Origin of the sequence: Chryseobacterium herbae (assembly GCF_025154075.1) — a bacterium.
GTDB classification, from domain to species: domain Bacteria; phylum Bacteroidota; class Bacteroidia; order Flavobacteriales; family Weeksellaceae; genus Chryseobacterium; species Chryseobacterium herbae.
The window spans coordinates 37,175-53,631 of record NZ_JAOAMU010000001.1 but is presented as its reverse complement, the minus strand read 5'-3'; the positions used below and the strand labels follow the sequence as shown (position 1 = coordinate 53,631).

The 16,457-nt window shown below is 38.7% G+C and carries 15 protein-coding genes; 11 read left to right on the top strand and 4 right to left on the bottom strand.

Annotated elements, in window-relative coordinates; genetic code table 11:
* Positions 1–46: 46 nt before the first annotated feature.
* The 3 genes from N0B48_RS00260 (at position 47) to N0B48_RS00250 (ending at position 5,297) form a co-directional block, all read left to right on the top strand.
* Positions 47–1,876: a cytochrome-c peroxidase gene (locus N0B48_RS00260; RefSeq protein ID WP_259835510.1), complete on the top strand. Its 1,830-nt coding sequence runs from the start codon at positions 47–49 to the stop codon at positions 1,874–1,876.
* A 313-nt stretch (positions 1,877–2,189) separates the two neighbouring features.
* Positions 2,190–4,343, top strand: a complete 2,154-nt coding sequence (locus N0B48_RS00255; protein ID WP_259835508.1) for an alkaline phosphatase PhoX — start codon at positions 2,190–2,192, stop codon at positions 4,341–4,343.
* Between the two features lie 54 nt (positions 4,344–4,397).
* Complete coding sequence (locus N0B48_RS00250) at positions 4,398–5,297, top strand: leucine-rich repeat domain-containing protein (protein WP_259835506.1); 900 nt, start codon at positions 4,398–4,400, stop codon at positions 5,295–5,297.
* 2 nt (positions 5,298–5,299) lie between these two features.
* On the opposite strand, the gene N0B48_RS00245 is transcribed toward N0B48_RS00250, so the two are convergent.
* Positions 5,300–5,623, bottom strand: a complete 324-nt coding sequence (locus tag N0B48_RS00245) for a translation initiation factor (RefSeq protein ID WP_259835504.1) — start codon at positions 5,621–5,623, stop codon at positions 5,300–5,302.
* A 380-nt stretch (positions 5,624–6,003) separates the two neighbouring features.
* Here N0B48_RS00245 and gpmI point away from each other — a divergent pair, with 380 nt between their 5' ends.
* The 5 genes from gpmI (at position 6,004) to N0B48_RS00220 (ending at position 10,974) form a co-directional block, all read left to right on the top strand.
* On the top strand, positions 6,004–7,545 hold the full coding sequence (gene gpmI, locus N0B48_RS00240; protein WP_259835502.1) for a 2,3-bisphosphoglycerate-independent phosphoglycerate mutase: 1,542 nt from the start codon (positions 6,004–6,006) through the stop codon (positions 7,543–7,545).
* Between the two features lie 152 nt (positions 7,546–7,697).
* On the top strand, positions 7,698–8,678 hold the full coding sequence (locus tag N0B48_RS00235; RefSeq protein ID WP_259835500.1) for an acyl-ACP desaturase: 981 nt from the start codon (positions 7,698–7,700) through the stop codon (positions 8,676–8,678).
* Between the two features lie 94 nt (positions 8,679–8,772).
* Positions 8,773–9,204, top strand: coding sequence for a BT0820 family HAD-type phosphatase (locus tag N0B48_RS00230; protein ID WP_259835497.1), 432 nt, complete (start codon positions 8,773–8,775; stop codon positions 9,202–9,204).
* Between the two features lie 193 nt (positions 9,205–9,397).
* Positions 9,398–10,207, top strand: a complete 810-nt coding sequence (gene map / locus N0B48_RS00225) for a type I methionyl aminopeptidase (protein ID WP_259835493.1) — start codon at positions 9,398–9,400, stop codon at positions 10,205–10,207.
* Positions 10,207–10,974: a class I SAM-dependent methyltransferase gene (locus N0B48_RS00220; RefSeq protein WP_259835490.1), complete on the top strand. Its 768-nt coding sequence runs from the start codon at positions 10,207–10,209 to the stop codon at positions 10,972–10,974. The genes map and N0B48_RS00220 overlap by 1 nt, the downstream gene beginning before the upstream one ends.
* Positions 10,975–11,041: 67 nt before the next feature.
* On the opposite strand, the gene N0B48_RS00215 is transcribed toward N0B48_RS00220, so the two are convergent.
* Both N0B48_RS00215 and N0B48_RS00210 read right to left on the bottom strand, forming a co-directional pair.
* Positions 11,042–11,368: a DMT family transporter gene (locus tag N0B48_RS00215; protein ID WP_259835487.1), complete on the bottom strand. Its 327-nt coding sequence runs from the start codon at positions 11,366–11,368 to the stop codon at positions 11,042–11,044.
* 121 nt (positions 11,369–11,489) lie between these two features.
* Complete coding sequence (locus N0B48_RS00210) at positions 11,490–12,053, bottom strand: Crp/Fnr family transcriptional regulator (RefSeq protein ID WP_047453446.1); 564 nt, start codon at positions 12,051–12,053, stop codon at positions 11,490–11,492.
* Between the two features lie 221 nt (positions 12,054–12,274).
* Between N0B48_RS00210 and era the strand changes: the two genes are divergently transcribed.
* Complete coding sequence (gene era / locus N0B48_RS00205) at positions 12,275–13,150, top strand: GTPase Era (RefSeq protein ID WP_259835484.1); 876 nt, start codon at positions 12,275–12,277, stop codon at positions 13,148–13,150.
* Positions 13,151–13,217: 67 nt separating this feature from the next.
* Complete coding sequence (locus N0B48_RS00200; protein WP_034727664.1) at positions 13,218–13,646, top strand: DoxX family protein; 429 nt, start codon at positions 13,218–13,220, stop codon at positions 13,644–13,646.
* 65 nt (positions 13,647–13,711) lie between these two features.
* On the opposite strand, the gene N0B48_RS00195 is transcribed toward N0B48_RS00200, so the two are convergent.
* On the bottom strand, positions 13,712–13,867 hold the full coding sequence (locus N0B48_RS00195; RefSeq protein ID WP_259835482.1) for a bacteriocin-like protein: 156 nt from the start codon (positions 13,865–13,867) through the stop codon (positions 13,712–13,714).
* Between the two features lie 128 nt (positions 13,868–13,995).
* Here N0B48_RS00195 and N0B48_RS00190 point away from each other — a divergent pair, with 128 nt between their 5' ends.
* A complete protein-coding gene (locus N0B48_RS00190; protein WP_259835480.1) occupies positions 13,996–16,398 on the top strand; it encodes an alpha/beta hydrolase family protein in 2,403 nt (800 codons plus the stop codon).
* Positions 16,399–16,457 lie beyond the last annotated feature (59 nt).

Sequence of the window (16,457 nt, the reverse complement as noted above, 5' to 3'; positions counted from 1 at the left end):
TAAACTTACCATAACATCGGAACGGTACTTTTGCCGCTAAAAATTCATGAGATTGTATCCGCTGCTAGCTGTGATTGTGTTGATAGGTTTTGCTGTCATGTCTTTTAACCCGATTGATAAGGGAGAAGAAAATGAAAATACCTTTGTCAATAAAGGTCTGTCAGATTTTAAAAACAGGCTTGATCAGCTTAAATCAGATGTATATAAATTCTCGGATGACCAGATTTCCATTGAAGAGCTCCGGAATTCTTTAAGTGCTACAAGAAATTCATTTAAAGAAATAGAATTTTATATCGCTTATCATTATCCCGAATTTACAAAAACCCACCTTAATGCGGCTCCGCTTTTTCATATTGAAGCTGCAGGAACCTCGGCCTATACATTGCCACCGGAAGGACTTCAGGTATTGGATGAACTGATTTTTTCCGATGAAGCTGCAGACGAAAAAGATAAGATAAAAACCATTACAGACTTCCTGTACAACTCGTATTCCAGCTTTTATCTGAGCACGGTAAAGAACGGTTTGAGCCGTGGAAACAACAAAACACTACCGTTGAGGATCGAACTGATCAGAATTTATACCCTTGGAGTGACGGGTTTTGATACGCCCGGTTCCCTGAATATCTCTGAAGAAGCCAGTCATGCCCTGACGGGAATTAAAAAATACATCAACGACGATGCCTATTTCAAAAACTATAACGTTCAGAAAGCCAATCAGGTTCTTACCGAAGGAATTAGTTATTTGTCTGCGAACAAAGATTTTGAAACTTTTGACCGGATTGAGTTTTACAAAAAATACATTCAGCCTTTGTATGAAGAATTTGGAAAATGGGACGGAAGAGAGGATGATCTCAAAGAATTTTCCGGATGGAATGTAAAGAGCAAAAATCTTTTCAGCAGTGATTTTCTGGATCCCTATTTCTACACATTGTTGCAGTCTTCTGAAGATAATGCAGACCTGCGCAGTTTAGGGAAATCTATTTTCTATGACCAGAATTTAAGTCAAAACGGTAAAATGAGTTGCGCTGCCTGTCATTTGCAGGAAAATGCTTTTACAGACCTTAAAGCAAAATCACCGAGCAATGTGGAAGGGAAAACGGTATTAAGAAATTCTCCGTCTCTGTACAATGCCGTTTTTGCGAAAAGGTTTTTCTACGACCTTCGTGCATTTTATCTGGAACAGCAGGCAGAACACGTCATCTACAATGATGATGAATTTAATACCAGCTATGAAGACATCATTAAAAAATTAAAGACAAAACCTGAGTATAAAAAAGCTTTCCGTTCAGCTTTTAAAGACGGTAAAATAAATAAAGAGAATTTTTCCAAAGCACTAAGCTCTTATGCCGCGTCCCTATATTCTTTTGATAGTGATTTTGACCGTTTTATGAGAAATGAAAAAGACGTTTCGGATGATGTCAAAAAAGGCTACAACCTGTTTATGGGAAAGGCCAATTGCGCTACATGCCACTTTGCACCGCATTTTTCCGGTCTTGTGCCTCCTTTCTTTAATGAAAACGAATCTGAAGTTTTAGGCGTAACCACAAAACCGATCAATCAGCTTCCCATTGAACTGGATTCCGATCTGGGTAGAGGAAATAGTCCCGTAAAAAAAGAAAAGTCATGGATCTATGATTATTCCTTCAAAACGGTTACCGTAAGAAATATCGCGCTTACAAAACCTTATTTCCACAATGGTGCTTTCAACACACTGGAAGAAGTAATGGATTTCTACAACGAGGGCGGAGGAGAAGGATTAGGCCTAAAGATGAAAAACCAAACACTTCCACCGGATAAACTGGAACTTACAAAAACGGAAATTAAACAGGTCATCGCATTCCTGAATTCTCTGACGGACATTAGCCGAGCTAAGTAGTTGGGTTTCGGGATACAGGGTACGGGTTTTCGAGGTACGTGATGTGGGTTTCGGGTCTGGATTTCGGGGGTAGATTTATGAAATGATACACACCATAGTATAAATCATTAATCATTTATTAAAACCGAAATTTAATTCTAGTACCACATATCCCGAAACCCGCATTCCGTAACCCAAATTATTTAACAATTATTTAATCCCCTTAACATTACGTTCCAGATTAATTAATATTCCCTGATCTATATTTAAAGTCCTATTAACAGAGGTTTCGCGCTAAAAAAATAGTTTTGCAAGGTCTAATAAATCATAAGAAATGAAGAAAAAATTACTTACAATTGCGGCGTTGGCAATGGTCGCTGGCTTTAGCGTACAGGCGCAGACTTTTTTATTCAACAAAAACTCTTCCTGGAGCTATAAAGATAACAACCAAGCTCTGGCAGATCCATGGAAAGACCAGACTTTTGATATCTCTGCATGGACTACAGGAAACGGGCCTTTAGGATATGGGGATCCCGTGACCACCACCATCAGCTCAGGTCTTACAGCAGCTTATTTTGCTAAAGATTTCACAGTGGATTTATCAACGCTTTCAGACAATATGGAACTGGGAGTGATGAGAGATGATGGAATCGTTGTGTATCTGAATGGAGTAGAAGTCGTAAGAGACAATATGCCTGCAGGTACTATTGCTTTCAATACCCCTTCCGTTACCACAATAGATGGTGCAGCAGAGAGCGTTTATAATATTTTCTCTATTCCGAAATCTAAATTTATAAACGGAACCAACAGGATTTCTGTAGAACTTCACAACAGAACAGGAACCAGCTCAGATCTTAGAATCGATGCTTATTTAAAAACAACAGCTACTGTGACGCCTCCTCCGGCATGTACAGGAACGCATATCAGCTGTTTTACGTCTATTGTTCCTACGGCACAAACCAATAAACTGATCATCCCGGCTGAACATAAATACCAGCTTATCTTAAAAGAAGGCGACAATTACACTGAAGGAGGTGGAATGGTAGGAGGTCAGAATGACTTTACGGGTTATGTTGCCAAAACAGGAAGCAGTACCAACGGATATCTTTCCGTCAACCACGAAACGAATCCTGGAGGAGTGACGATGGCTGAAATTAACTATAATGCCTCTACCAAACTTTGGCAGCTGACGAAATCAAGAGCGGTAAGCTTCTCGGATCCAAGCTTAGTTCAGACGATCAGAAACTGTTCAGGGGGAGTTACTCCTTGGGGAACAATTGTTACGGCAGAAGAATCTGTGACTTCCAATGATGTAAACAGTGATGGTTATAAAGATTACGGATGGTTAGTGGAAATTGATCCGGCTACGGCTCAGGTTTCTTCTAAAAATACGGACGGATCCAAAGGAAAACTGTGGCAGATGGGAATTATGAACCACGAGAATGTTGTGGTAAATAATGCAGGAACTACAGCTTATTACGGAGAAGATGGAGGTACGCACATGGTTTATAAATATATAATGGATACGCCGAACAACCTTGCTTCCGGAAATCTTTATGTATTAAAATTAGATCAGGGATTAAGCGCTTCAGGAGATCCGGTAGGAACTACAGCCACATGGATTCAGGTTCCGAATAAAATAAAAGCTGACCAGAATAACACGACAGCTCTTGCTCAGTCATTAGGAGGAACAAGATTTAACGGAGTGGAAGATGTAGACATCAGCCCGTTGGATGGAAAAATCTACTTTACAGCAAAAGGATTAGATAAAATATACCGTCTTCAGGATAATGGAACGACAGCTTCTCAGGTAGAAACTTTTGCAGGAGGCGCTTCCACATCTTACTCTTTCAATACCCCTCAGGGGATGAAAAGCGAAGCTTGGGGTGACGGAAATGATAACCTGACGTTTGATGAGCTTGGTAACCTTTGGGTTCTTCAGGATGGTGGAAAAAATTACATCTGGGTAATTGCTCCTGATCATACGCAGGCTAATCCTAAAGTGAGATTGTTCGCGTCAATGCCGGCAGGATCTGAGCCGACAGGACTGACATTTACACCTGATCATAAATTCGGCTTCTTCTCAATCCAGCACCCTGATTCTACGATTTCTACAGATATCGATGCTACCGGAAACACAATTGACTACAGAGGAAAATCAGCTACGATCGTTATCGCTTTAAAACAAAACTTAGGAACAGCCGGAGCATTGGGAACAGTTGACACTCACAATGCAGAAACTACCGTTGAGGTAGCTCCGAATCCTACTTCAGGAATGGTTAAGATCAATTCTCCAAAAGGATTGAAAGACATTTCAGTAACGGCTTACAGCATGGATGGAAAAATGGTGTACACGAAGAAATTCAGTGGACTGAACAGATCATTGGATCTTGATTTTACCCATCAGCTTGAAGGATCCCGCATTCTGATTCTGAACATTGAAGCAGAAGGAGGTTTCCAGAAGACTGTGAAATTAGTTAAAAAGTAAATTATTAATACCCATTTCGGGCGGCGGCGAAGCCGCCGCCCGAAATTTATCTCTATGAAAAAGCTTGTTCTATTGATTTCCGTATGCTCTCTCTGTCTTACAAAAGCACAGATCGATCCTGTAAAATATCCCACGTTTACCAATATCGATGAGGCTTTAAACAGTAAAAATACCGTTTACAGTATGAGTTTCAGAGAAAAAGGATTATTTAACCTTCCTCCACAGATCTCAAAACTGAACGCTCTGTTCTTTCTGAATATCATGGGAAATAAGCTTGAAAAAATGGATCAGGAGATCTTTGCTTTAAGCGAACTGGAAATTTTAAATGTGAATGAAAACAGCATCAAATACATTCCTGATGAAATAGGAAATCTGAAAAAGCTGAACACATTTTCTATGAATCTCAACAGCCTGACAAGCATTAATCCGAATATTGCAAAGCTTCAAAACTTAAAGGCCGTGCATTTTGATGCCAATAACCTCAATGTCTTTCCCGAGGCATTGATGGAAATTCCTGCTTTGGAAGAAATTAACCTTCAGGGAAACCAGATCAGCAGTATTGCTGACCGTTTAGACAAAATCAAAAATCTTAAATTTTTAAACCTGTCTGAAAATCAGATCAACGACTTGGGAAACTTATCTTTTCCTAAACATTTAAAATACCTGGAGCTGCAGCAGAATGCTATTGTAAAGCTGCCGGAAAACCTGTTCAAGGCTAAGAATCTTGAATTTTTGAACGCAAGTGACAATCATATCACAGAAATATCCCCTGAAATAAAGGGACTGAAAAATATAACCAGTATGAATCTGGCTAATAATAATCTGAAAGACATTCCTGCAGAGATCGGGCAGCTAAAAAAGCTTAAAACCCTTATTCTTACAGGAAACCCTATAGAAAAAACAAAGATTGAACGATTAAAAAACCTGATGCCGGACACCCAGATCTATTTCTAGATCTATCCGCCGACTCTTTTGGTTTTATATCCCATCTCTTTAAGGATATCCATTATCTTATCACGATTATCGCCCTGAATAATGATCGTTCCATCTTTCTCTGAACCGCCTATTCCCAGGGTGGTTTTTATTTTTTTTGAGATTTTCTTCAAATCTTCCTCGCTGCCTTCCCAACCCTCAACAATCGTTACAGGCTTACCGTTTCTGCCTTTCTTCTCAAATTTGCACACCAAAGGTTCCTGCTGCTTAAATTGTTCCTTAGGCATCTCAAAATCCTTTTCCTCATGCTCAGGAAAAAGGTTCTTTAACTGATCTCGTAAATCCATAAAGCAAAATTAAATAATAATTTATAAAAGCGCGTCAGTTCAGCCGATAATATTTTAACGCAAAAAATACAGGAAAACTCAATAACACTGTGAATAAAGCTGGTGACTGAGGTACTCGCAGTCACCACAGATGTTGGCTTCGAGTGCCTCAGCCAACATAGGGAATAGTTTAAATGTTAGTAGTAGGTATAAATATAGAATAATTTAAATAAAAATCTGCCCCATCAGCGAAATTCGCGCGAGATCAAAAAAGCAAAGCATTCATAGATTCTTTACTAATAATATGTACTGTTTTTATCCTGATGTTGTTAAAATAAACCTTTCAAATTCTTCCATTCATCGGAAATTAGGTAAATTTGTGTAACAAAAAGTTATACGAAATGTCAAAAAAAGCAATATTAGCAATCCTTGACGGATGGGGACTGGGAACGAATCCAGAGGTGTCTGCCTTAGACAAAGCAAACACTCCATTTATAGACAGCTGTTATCAAAAATATCCACATACTACACTTGAAGCCAGTGGTTTGGCTGTGGGGCTTCCGCTGGGACAGATGGGGAATTCTGAAGTAGGACACATGAATCTAGGTGCTGGAAGAGTCGTTTATCAGAATCTTGTAAAACTGAATATGGCCGTGGAAAACGGAACACTGGGACAACAGCAGGTCATTCAGGACGCCTTTGAATACGCTAAAAGAGAAAATAAAAAACTACACTTCATCGGACTGGTTTCCAATGGGGGAGTACACTCACATATCAATCACTTAAAAGGTTTATTAACGGCCGCTCAGGAATTCGGACTGCATGAAAATGTTTTCGTCCATGCTTTTACGGATGGAAGAGACTGTGATCCGCATTCAGGACTAGGATTTATAGAGGAGCTTCAGGACCATATGACAACCACAGTAGGTAAACTTGCCACGGTAATCGGAAGATATTATGCCATGGACCGTGATAAGAGATGGGAGCGTGTAAAACTGGCTTATGATGCCTTGGTAGACGGAGTAGGATTGCAGACAACAGATGCTTTGGCTGCCATTAAATCTTCTTATGACAACAATGTGACCGATGAGTTCTTACAACCTATTATCCTGGTTAAAACAACAGAAACAGGAAATGTAGTTCCCATCGCCAAAATTATTGATGGTGATGTGGTGATCTGTTTCAATTTCCGTACAGACAGAGGACGAGAGATTACAGAGGTTCTTACCCAGAAAGATTTCCCGGACTTTTTTATGCGTAAACTGAACCTTCATTATATTACTTTAACCAATTATGACAAAACCTATCAGAATGTACAGGTTGTGTTCGATGAAGAAGTATTGAAAGAAACCATGGGAGAAATCCTTGAGAGAAACGGTAAAACGCAGATCAGAATTGCTGAAACAGAAAAATATCCTCACGTAACATTCTTTTTCTCTGGAGGTAGAGAGGAAGTGTTCAACGGGGAAAGAAGACTGCTGTGTCCAAGTCCGAAAGATGTTCCTACCTATGATCTTAAGCCGGAAATGTCTGCGTATGATATCACAAATATCATTGTACCCGAGCTTGAAAACGGAACCGCTGATTTTGTCTGCCTGAATTTTGCCAATACCGATATGGTAGGCCACACCGGAGTTTTTGAAGCCGCTGTAAAAGCTGCAGAAACTGTAGATCAATGCATTGAAAAAGTGGCAACAGCCGCTTATGAAAACGGATATGCCGTATTTATTCTCGCAGACCACGGAAATTCAGATGTAATGATCAACCCGGATGGAACCCCAAACACGCAGCATTCCACGAACCTGGTACCATTTATAGTAATGGATAAAGAGCATACCTGGAATCTGAAACCGGGAAAACTAGGTGATGTCGCTCCGACTATTTTAAAAGTAATGGGAGTGGAAATTCCGGAAATAATGACAGGTGATATTTTAGTCAGCTAAAAATTCAATAATAATGTCCCAAAAATGCCGTTATTATATAGATGGCGGCATTTTTGTATGATTTATATCAGTCATCGTATGGGTTGCATATGTTATTATGCGACAAATAATAAATAAATCATATCTTTGTAAATTAAAATCCATATAGTAAAATGTATCAAAAGCTTGTCAGAAAAGAAGTAATGGGAATATTGGAAAAGGAGGTTGGTTCTTTTCTGGATAAATTTTTAACGCCAATTGAAAAAATCTGGCAGCCTTCCGATTATCTTCCGGATCCGTCAAGTGCTGATTTTAAATATGATCTGGAAGAAATTCAGACTTTTGCCCGTGAAATGCCTTATGATCTTTTCGTAACGCTTATAGGAGACTGTATCACTGAGGAGGCATTACCTTCTTATGAGTCATGGTTGATGGGTGTAGACGGAGTTGACCAGGAGCAGAAAGAAATCGGCTGGGCAAACTGGGTAAGAGCATGGACTGGTGAAGAGAACAGACATGGAGATCTTTTAGGCAAATATCTTTATTTGTGTGGAAGAGTAAATATGCGAGAATTGGAAGTGACGACTCAATATTTAATTAACGACGGTTTCGATTTAGGAACCAGTATGGATCCTTACAGAAACTTCGTGTATACAAGCTTTCAGGAAACAGCAACCAATATCTCTCACAGAAGAGTAGGAACTTTGGCAAAACAGTCAGGAAACGGAAAATTGGCGAAAATGTGTGGTGTGATTGCAGCAGATGAGGCAAGACATGCAAAAGCGTACAAATATTTCGTGGCTAGAATTTTAGAAATAGATCCGTCAGAAATGATCCTTGCATTTGAAGATATGATGCGTAAAAAGATCGTAATGCCGGCTCACATGATGAGACAGTCTGGTCAGAAAGCCGGAGAGCTTTGGGGCCATTTCTCGGATGCAGCACAAAGATGTATGGTCTATACAGGTCAGGATTACATCAATATTATGAAAGACTTATTGGATGAATGGAAGATTGAGCATGTAAAAGGTCTTAATGAAAAAGCTGAAAAAGCTCAGGAATATTTAATGAAACTTCCTGCGAGACTTCAGAAAATTACAGATAGAATTTCAACGCCGGATTTACAGTTCCAGTTCAAATGGGTGAAAAGCTAATTCCGGATATCATTAAATTATAAAAACTTAAGAGTGCCATCGTTTTCGGCACTCTTTTTATTTCTTATCTTTGCAAAGCTAAAAAAGGTACAAAATGTTAAATAATAAAAAAATTGCTGTTGATTTTGACGGAACCATCGTGGATGACGCATACCCGGCAATTGGTAAAACAAAAACTTTCGCTTTCGAAACCTTAAAAAGACTTCAGGCAGAAGGGTACAGATTAATCCTCTGGACCTACAGACATGGAAAGACTTTAGATGAAGCTGTAGAATTCTGCAAAAACAATGGGGTGGAATTTTATGCCGTGAATTCAAGCTTTGATGGCGAGGTCTTCGATTCTGAAAATCAATCCAGAAAATTAGATGCAGACTGGTTCATTGATGACAGAAATCTGGGCGGATTTCCAGGCTGGGGCGAAATTTACAATATTATCCAGGACAGAATAGAATTCCGTGTAGAAGGAAAAGAAGTGCTGGCTTACTCAAAACTTAAAAAAGAAAAGAAAAAAGGACTTTTCTGGTAGAAAAATAATATAATAATGTAACAATATAACAGTGTAACAATATAACAATAATCTGTTGGTGAAATTGTTACACTGGTACATTCATACATTAGTAAATTAATACAATATAACAATTTAATAGTATAACAATGTAACAATAATCTGTTGGTGAAATTGTTACACTGGTACATTAATACATTGGTAAATTAATACAATGATTCAATTAAAAACAATAGAGGAACTACGCCTCATGAAGGAGAGTGCACACCTGGTTTCAAAAACACTGGGAATGCTTGCTAAAGAAATAAAACCGGGAATCAATACTTTATATCTTGATAAGCTGGCTCATGATTTTATCAAAGATCACGGAGCTGAACCTGCTTTCTTAGGATATGGCGGTTTCCCTAATTCTTTGTGTATTTCTCCAAATGATCAGGTAGTTCACGGTTTTCCCAATAATGATATTATCCAGGAAGGAGATGTTCTTTCCGTAGACTGTGGGGTGGTCCTGAACGGTTTTGTTGGAGATCATGCCTATACATTCGAGATCGGGGAAGTGAAACCTGAGGTTAAAAAATTACTGCAGGTAACCAAAGAATCCCTTTACAAAGGAATTGCGCAGTGTATGAGAGGGAAAAGGATAGGAGATATCTCCCATGCGATCCAAGCACATTGTGAAAAAGAAGGTTACGGTGTTGTAAAAGAGCTTGTAGGGCACGGTCTTGGAAGAAAGATGCATGAAGATCCACAGGTTCCGAATTACGGAAAACAGGGAAGCGGAAAAGTAATCAAAGATGGTCTTGCCATAGCAATTGAACCGATGGTGAATCTTGGAACGGAAAAAGTGAAATTCCATAATGACGGCTGGACAGTGACTACTTTGGATAATCTGCCTTCTGCGCATTTTGAGCATGACGTAGCAGTGATCAATGGTAAACCGGTATTGCTTTCCACATTCAAATATGTTTACGAAGCTTTAGGCATCGTAAGTGATGAAGAGAAGCCATTCCAATTGGATTTTTAATGAAAAAAGTAACCAAACTTTTACTGAATAAAATACCTCGTCCAATGCTTATCAAAATGAGTATCTGGGCCAGGCCTCTTATCTATCAGTTTTTCAAAGGAGATAATTTTTATGACCCTATCGATGGAAAATCTTACCGGAAATTCCTTCCCTACGGTTATGGAAAGCAGCGTGAAAATGCATTGTCTCCGGGAACTTTGAGTCTGGAGAGACACCGCCAGATGTGGCTGTATCTTCAGAATGAGACCGATTTTTTTATTAAGAATGCAAAAGTTCTGCACATTGCTCCCGAGCAGGAATTTCTGCGGAAATTTAAGATGATGAAAAATCTGGATTATATTTCTGCAGATCTCTATTCTCCCATCGTAGATGTGAAAGCCGATATACTCAATTTACCTTTTGCTGATGAAAGCTTTGACATTGTTTTTTGCAACCATGTTCTGGAACATATAGAAGATGATGCTAAAGCGATCAGTGAGCTTTACCGAGTGATGAGGCCGGGCGGCTGGGGGATTTTCCAGGTTCCGATGCGGAATTCTCTGGAGAAAACCTATGAAGATTTTTCCATCAAAGATCCCAAAGAACGTCAGAAACATTTCGGGCAGTACGACCACGTCCGCTGGTATGGAATGGATTATTTCGACCGTTTGAGGAAAGCCGGTTTCGAAACAGAACCGAACTTCTATTCACAGAATTTTTCAGAAGATGAAATCAAAAAATACGGGTTGAGACACAACGAGATCTTACCTGTAGTTTTAAAGAAATAAAACAATATCCCCGTCTTCAGATTCGAAGACGGGGATATTTAATATAGATAGAAGTCGTTTATTACTCTTAGTGAGAAGCAGATTTTAATCCTATAACAGAACCAATTAAGGTGACAATGAAAAATATTCTCCAAAAGCTTACGGGATCTTTAAAAAAGAAAATTCCCATCAGGGCTGTTCCTACTGCTCCTATTCCTGTCCATACCGCATAAGCCGTTCCAATAGGAAGCGTTTGGGTAGCCTTGATCAGAAGGAGCATACTGATCGTCATAGTAACCAGAAAGCCGGTATACCAGTAATACATCTCAGATCCGGAGGTTTCTTTGGCTTTTCCTAAACAAGAGGCAAAGGCCACTTCAAATATTCCGGCGATGATTAAAATAATCCAATTCATTTTTTTTGATTTTCTCTCCTGCAAATTTCCGCATTTGAAAGCAGAAACAATTTTACATTTGTTAAAAAATGAAATAGATCTCAATTCTTAACCTATAACACGAATCGTGTAACCCCGAAACTTATTTAATTTCCGCCCTGATCCTGCTCAAACTCACCTGCGTGATTCCAAGATAGGACGCAATATGACCCAGCTGAACTCTTTTCAAAAGATCCGTTTTATTGGTCATGAGGTCTTTATAGCGTTCCAGAGATGTTTTAAATTGTCTTGAAATGATCAGTTCTTCTGTTTTCACCAATTCTTTTTCTGCAAATTTTCTCCCCCAATTGGCGATGTGGATATCTTCGTTGAACAATTTTCTCAGGCTTTCCGTTTCCAGGATATACAAATCGCAGTCTTCGAGAAGTTCAATGCTTTCATAACCCGGTTTATCTTCCACATAGCTTTTCATGGAAACAATGGTTTCCCCTTCACTCCCAAACCAGAACGTAATATCATTATCGGCAGTGGAAGCGTAGGCACGCACAATACCTTTCCTGATAAAATAGATATGAGGAATGATCTTATCCGCTTCCATGAGGCAGAAAGATTTGGGATGGGATACTTCCGTGATATGCTTTTTCAGAGAGGCTTTGGAGGCTTCCGGAAGTACATCAATACGGTCGAGGATCTGGTCTATATCCATAAAGTGAATTTATAAGGTCAAAAGTATTGGTTTTAGGAGATGCAATACAACTGTATTGGATTCAATTTCTAAATTAATCAGATAAATATAAGAAGGAATCATCCAAATCAATAATATCTACAGATTTTTTGAAAGGATTAAGCTTTTTTCTTTTAAAAACCGACTTATACCGTGAAGACCAGTTTTGTTTTACTAACTTTGCAGTTCGTAATATTATTTATATGCATAAAGCTGGATTTGTAAACATAGTCGGAAAGCCTAATGCCGGAAAATCTACCTTATTAAATCAATTAATGGGAGAGAAACTGGCGATAGTAACGCAGAAGGCTCAGACAACCCGCCACAGAATTTTTGGAATTTATAATGAAGAGGACCTGCAAATCGTATTTTCAGATACTCCCGGAGTTTTAGACGCGAAGTATGGTCTTCAGGAGAAAATGATGGATTTTGTAAAGGATTCTTTACAGGATGCCGATGTATTTTTATTCATTGTAGACGTCACTGACAAAGCTGAACCTTCAGAATTTTTAATTGATAAACTGAACAAGATCCCGGTTCCGGTATTGCTTCTGCTGAATAAAGTAGACCAGACCAACCAGGAAGGACTTGAAAAACTGGTAGAAGAGTGGCACAACAGGATTCCAAAAGCTGAGATCCTTCCTATTTCTGCCCTGAATGCATTCAATACGGATATCATTCTGCCGAAATTAAGATCTCTGCTTCCGGAGAGCCCTCCTTATTATGACAAGGAACAATACACGGATAAACCTGAAAGATTTTTCGTAAATGAGGCCATTCGTGAAAAAATCCTTTTAAACTATGAAAAAGAAATTCCTTATTCTGTAGAGGTGGTGACCGAACAGTTTAAAGAGAAAGAAGGAATTATTTTCATCGATTCTATTATTTATGTGGAAAGAGATACCCAAAAAGGAATTATCATCGGACACAAGGGAGAGGCGATCAAAAAAGTAGGAACTGAAGCCAGGCTGGATCTGGAAAAATTCTTTTCCAAGAAAATTCATTTGAACCTTTTTGTGAAGGTGAAAAAAGACTGGCGTAAAAACGACAGGGATTTGAAAAACTTCGGGTACAGATAAACTAAAAACGCTTGTGATTCCGTTCTATTAAAAGATTTTTATTATCTTTAGTCTAAATTTTTAGTAAATGAACTATTTCAAGTCAAATTCCAGCTCAGTACCTAAAGATATTATTTTATTCGTTGTGAGGGTGTTTGTAGGTTTTGCGATGCTTTCTCACGGTTTCCCCAAGTTGCAGATGCTTCTGGAAGGCGGTAAAATAGAATTTTATGACTTTTTAGGATTAGGTCCTTTGGTGACTTTGGTTCTGACGGTTATTGCTGAATTTGCCTGTTCAATACTTCTGATATTAGGACTTTTTACAAGGATTTCTTTAGGTTTTCTGATCTTTACAATGGTCATAGCCGCTTTCATGGTTCATGGAGCAGATCCTTTTGAGAAAAGAGAAATGAGTCTTATTTATCTGTCCGTTTATCTTCTCCTGATGGCGTTTGGCGCCGGAAAAGTATCGGTGGATCATATGATAGAAAAAAGAAGAAGAGCTTCAGACTGGTAATTCGGTCTTGAAAATATAAAGAAAGAGCATTAGATAACTAATGCTCTTTTTTATTTCTTTTAGGATTAACAAGGATATGATGGCGGTAAGCAATCCCATATTGGGGCTCCGTTTTCATCTCTTCCCGTAACGCACGCTTTGTAATCGAAATCACATGAAGGTGCACTTCCTCCAATAATTGTTTTAAGATCTCTCTTGGATAATTTCTTTAAATTTTTCATAATGAATATTGAATTAATTTGATCTTACGAATATAAAGTTTTTAAATTATATCACATCATTGTGTATTAAAAATTAACAGTTTTAGTTATATTCCAAAAATCACTACATTCGTAGAAAATGAATTTATATGAAGATAAAACTGACTATTTGCCTTCTGGCATTTCTCAATTTCTATGATGCACAGGAGAGTATTACTTATCAAAAACCTTCTGCCGAGATTCTGAAATTAGCAGATTACGAAAGACCTCCAAGCGTTCTGATGAATAGCAAAAAAGACTGGGTAGTTTTCACATACCGTCCAACCTATAAAACACTGGAAGATCTTAACCAGCAGGAAATGAAGCTTGCCGGTTTAAGGATCAATCCGGTTACCAATATTTCAAGCAGTGCGACTTATTCGAATAATCTGAAGATCAGAAAGATCAATGATAAAAATGAAGTTCAGGTAAGCAATCTGCCTGCTAATGCTAAAATTACATACACTTCATTTTCGCCGGACGAAAAGAAACTGGCATTTACCAATACTACTGCAAAAGGAGTAGAGCTTTGGGTGATAGATATGGAAACGGCTTCTGCTAAAAAAATCACATCTGATAATCTGAATGCTAATTTAGGATCTCCTTATGTTTGGTACAATGATTCTCAGAGTATTCTGATCAGAACACTTCCTCAGAACAGACCTGCTTTGATCGATGCCAGCAAAGATCTTCCTACGGGACCTATCGTTTCCACGGCGGACGGTAAAGTTTCTCAAAACAGAACGTACCAGGATCTTTTAAAAAATCCTCAGGATGAAAAGAATTTTGAGGTTCTTACGGCTTCCGAAATCTATAACGTAGATCTTAGTGGAAACCTTAAAAAAGTGAAGGACCAGGATATGTATTCCGGTTTAAGCTTTTCTCCTGACGGAAATTATTTAATGACTACGGTGATTAAGAAACCATTTTCATATATCGTTCCGTTAAGCAGATTCCCGTTGACAGCTACCGTTTACGACATGAAAGGAAATGCTGTAAAAGTAGTAAACGATGTTCCATTGAATGAGATCATGCCGAAAGGATTTTCATCTGTCAGAGAAGGAAAAAGAAGTATGGGCTGGAGAAGTGATGCACCGGCAACCTTATTATTTGCTCAGGCATTGGATGGAGGTGACCAGTCAAAACCTGCAGAATACAGAGATGAGATCTTTACGTGGGAAGCGCCGTTTGCTGCTGCTCCAAAATCATTCTTTAAGACAAAACAGAGATATGAAGGCGTAAGTTGGACCAATGATCATTATGCCGTAGTTTCTGAGGGCTGGTACGACACAAGAAATACAAAATCTTACTTGGTGGATCTTAATAATGGCGAATCCAAAGTTTTTGATGACAGAAATTATCAGGATGTTTACAGCGATCCGGGGAATTTTAATACCACGAAAAACCAGTATGGAAGGTATGTCATTGATATGAAAGGAGGGAAAACCTATCTGATCGGAGATGGATTTACCAAAGACGGACAGCATCCTTTCATCGACGAAATGGACGTGAAGTCGCTTAAAAAGAAAAGGCTTTATACTTCTAACGTTAAGAATGGTAAAGAAGAGATCATTGATATCCTTAATGCGTCGAAAGGTGAAATTTTAACGACTCAACAGTCTCCAAGCCTTTATCCGAACTATTTTAAAAAGAATATTAAATCCAATAAAGCAGAAGCAGTAACTCAATTTGCAAACCCTTTTGAAAGCATTAAAGATGTTTACAAAGAAGTGATCACCTATAAAAGAAACGATGGTGTTACTTTAACGGGAACACTTTATTTGCCTGCCAATTATGACAGAAAAGCTAAGACAGAAAAGCTTCCTTTGCTGATCTGGGCTTATCCAACGGAATATAAAGATAAAAACACAGCAGGTCAGAATACCCAGAACCCGAATGACTTTACATTCCCGTACTACGGATCTTTCGTATACTGGACAACGAAAGGGTATGCCGTACTGGATGACGCTGCATTCCCGATCATCGGAGAAGGAAAAACAGAACCGAATGATACTTTCATTCCACAGTTGGTAGCCAATGCTGAAGCGGCGATCAATGCGGTGGATCAGTTAGGCTATATTGACAAGAAGAAAGTGGCTGTAGGAGGACATTCTTATGGTGCTTTTATGACCGCCAATCTATTAACTCATTCTAAGCTTTTCGCATGTGGAATTGCCAGAAGTGGGGCATACAACAGAACGCTGACTCCATTTGGTTTCCAGAGCGAGCAGAGAAATTACTGGGATATTCCGGAGATCTATAACACGATGTCTCCATTCATGAATGCAGACAAAATGAAAACGCCATTGCTTTTAATTCATGGTGATGCGGATAATAATCCGGGAACTTTCACTCTACAGACAGAAAGATATTTCCAGGCTCTGAAAAACCTGGGCGCTCCTGTGAAAATGGTTCTTCTTCCAAAAGAAGCCCATGGTTATGTGGCCAAAGAAAATATTCTACACCTTTTATGGGAACAGGATCAGTTCCTTGAGAAGTGTTTAAAGAAATAAAATAATTTGAGAGAAAGCCCGTTCATGATTGGAACGGGCTTTTTTTATGTTTTTTGACT

Excerpts from the sequence above, each read along its gene's own strand:
- N0B48_RS00235 (WP_259835500.1), top strand. The coding sequence starts at position 7,698 with ATGTATCAAAAGCTTGTCAGAAAAGAAGTAATGGGAATATTGGAAAAG.
- map (WP_259835493.1), top strand. The coding sequence starts at position 9,398 with ATGATTCAATTAAAAACAATAGAGGAACTACGCCTCATGAAGGAGAGT.
- N0B48_RS00195 (WP_259835482.1), bottom strand. The coding sequence starts at position 13,867 with ATGAAAAATTTAAAGAAATTATCCAAGAGAGATCTTAAAACAATTATT.
- N0B48_RS00220 (WP_259835490.1), top strand. The coding sequence starts at position 10,207 with ATGAAAAAAGTAACCAAACTTTTACTGAATAAAATACCTCGTCCAATG.
- N0B48_RS00215 (WP_259835487.1), bottom strand. The coding sequence starts at position 11,368 with ATGAATTGGATTATTTTAATCATCGCCGGAATATTTGAAGTGGCCTTT.
- era (WP_259835484.1), top strand. The coding sequence starts at position 12,275 with ATGCATAAAGCTGGATTTGTAAACATAGTCGGAAAGCCTAATGCCGGA.
- N0B48_RS00200 (WP_034727664.1), top strand. The coding sequence starts at position 13,218 with ATGAACTATTTCAAGTCAAATTCCAGCTCAGTACCTAAAGATATTATT.
- N0B48_RS00255 (WP_259835508.1), top strand. The coding sequence starts at position 2,190 with ATGAAGAAAAAATTACTTACAATTGCGGCGTTGGCAATGGTCGCTGGC.
- gpmI (WP_259835502.1), top strand. The coding sequence starts at position 6,004 with ATGTCAAAAAAAGCAATATTAGCAATCCTTGACGGATGGGGACTGGGA.
- N0B48_RS00245 (WP_259835504.1), bottom strand. The coding sequence starts at position 5,623 with ATGGATTTACGAGATCAGTTAAAGAACCTTTTTCCTGAGCATGAGGAA.
- N0B48_RS00260 (WP_259835510.1), top strand. The coding sequence starts at position 47 with ATGAGATTGTATCCGCTGCTAGCTGTGATTGTGTTGATAGGTTTTGCT.
- N0B48_RS00190 (WP_259835480.1), top strand. The coding sequence starts at position 13,996 with ATGAAGATAAAACTGACTATTTGCCTTCTGGCATTTCTCAATTTCTAT.
- N0B48_RS00230 (WP_259835497.1), top strand. The coding sequence starts at position 8,773 with ATGTTAAATAATAAAAAAATTGCTGTTGATTTTGACGGAACCATCGTG.
- N0B48_RS00250 (WP_259835506.1), top strand. The coding sequence starts at position 4,398 with ATGAAAAAGCTTGTTCTATTGATTTCCGTATGCTCTCTCTGTCTTACA.
- N0B48_RS00210 (WP_047453446.1), bottom strand. The coding sequence starts at position 12,053 with ATGGATATAGACCAGATCCTCGACCGTATTGATGTACTTCCGGAAGCC.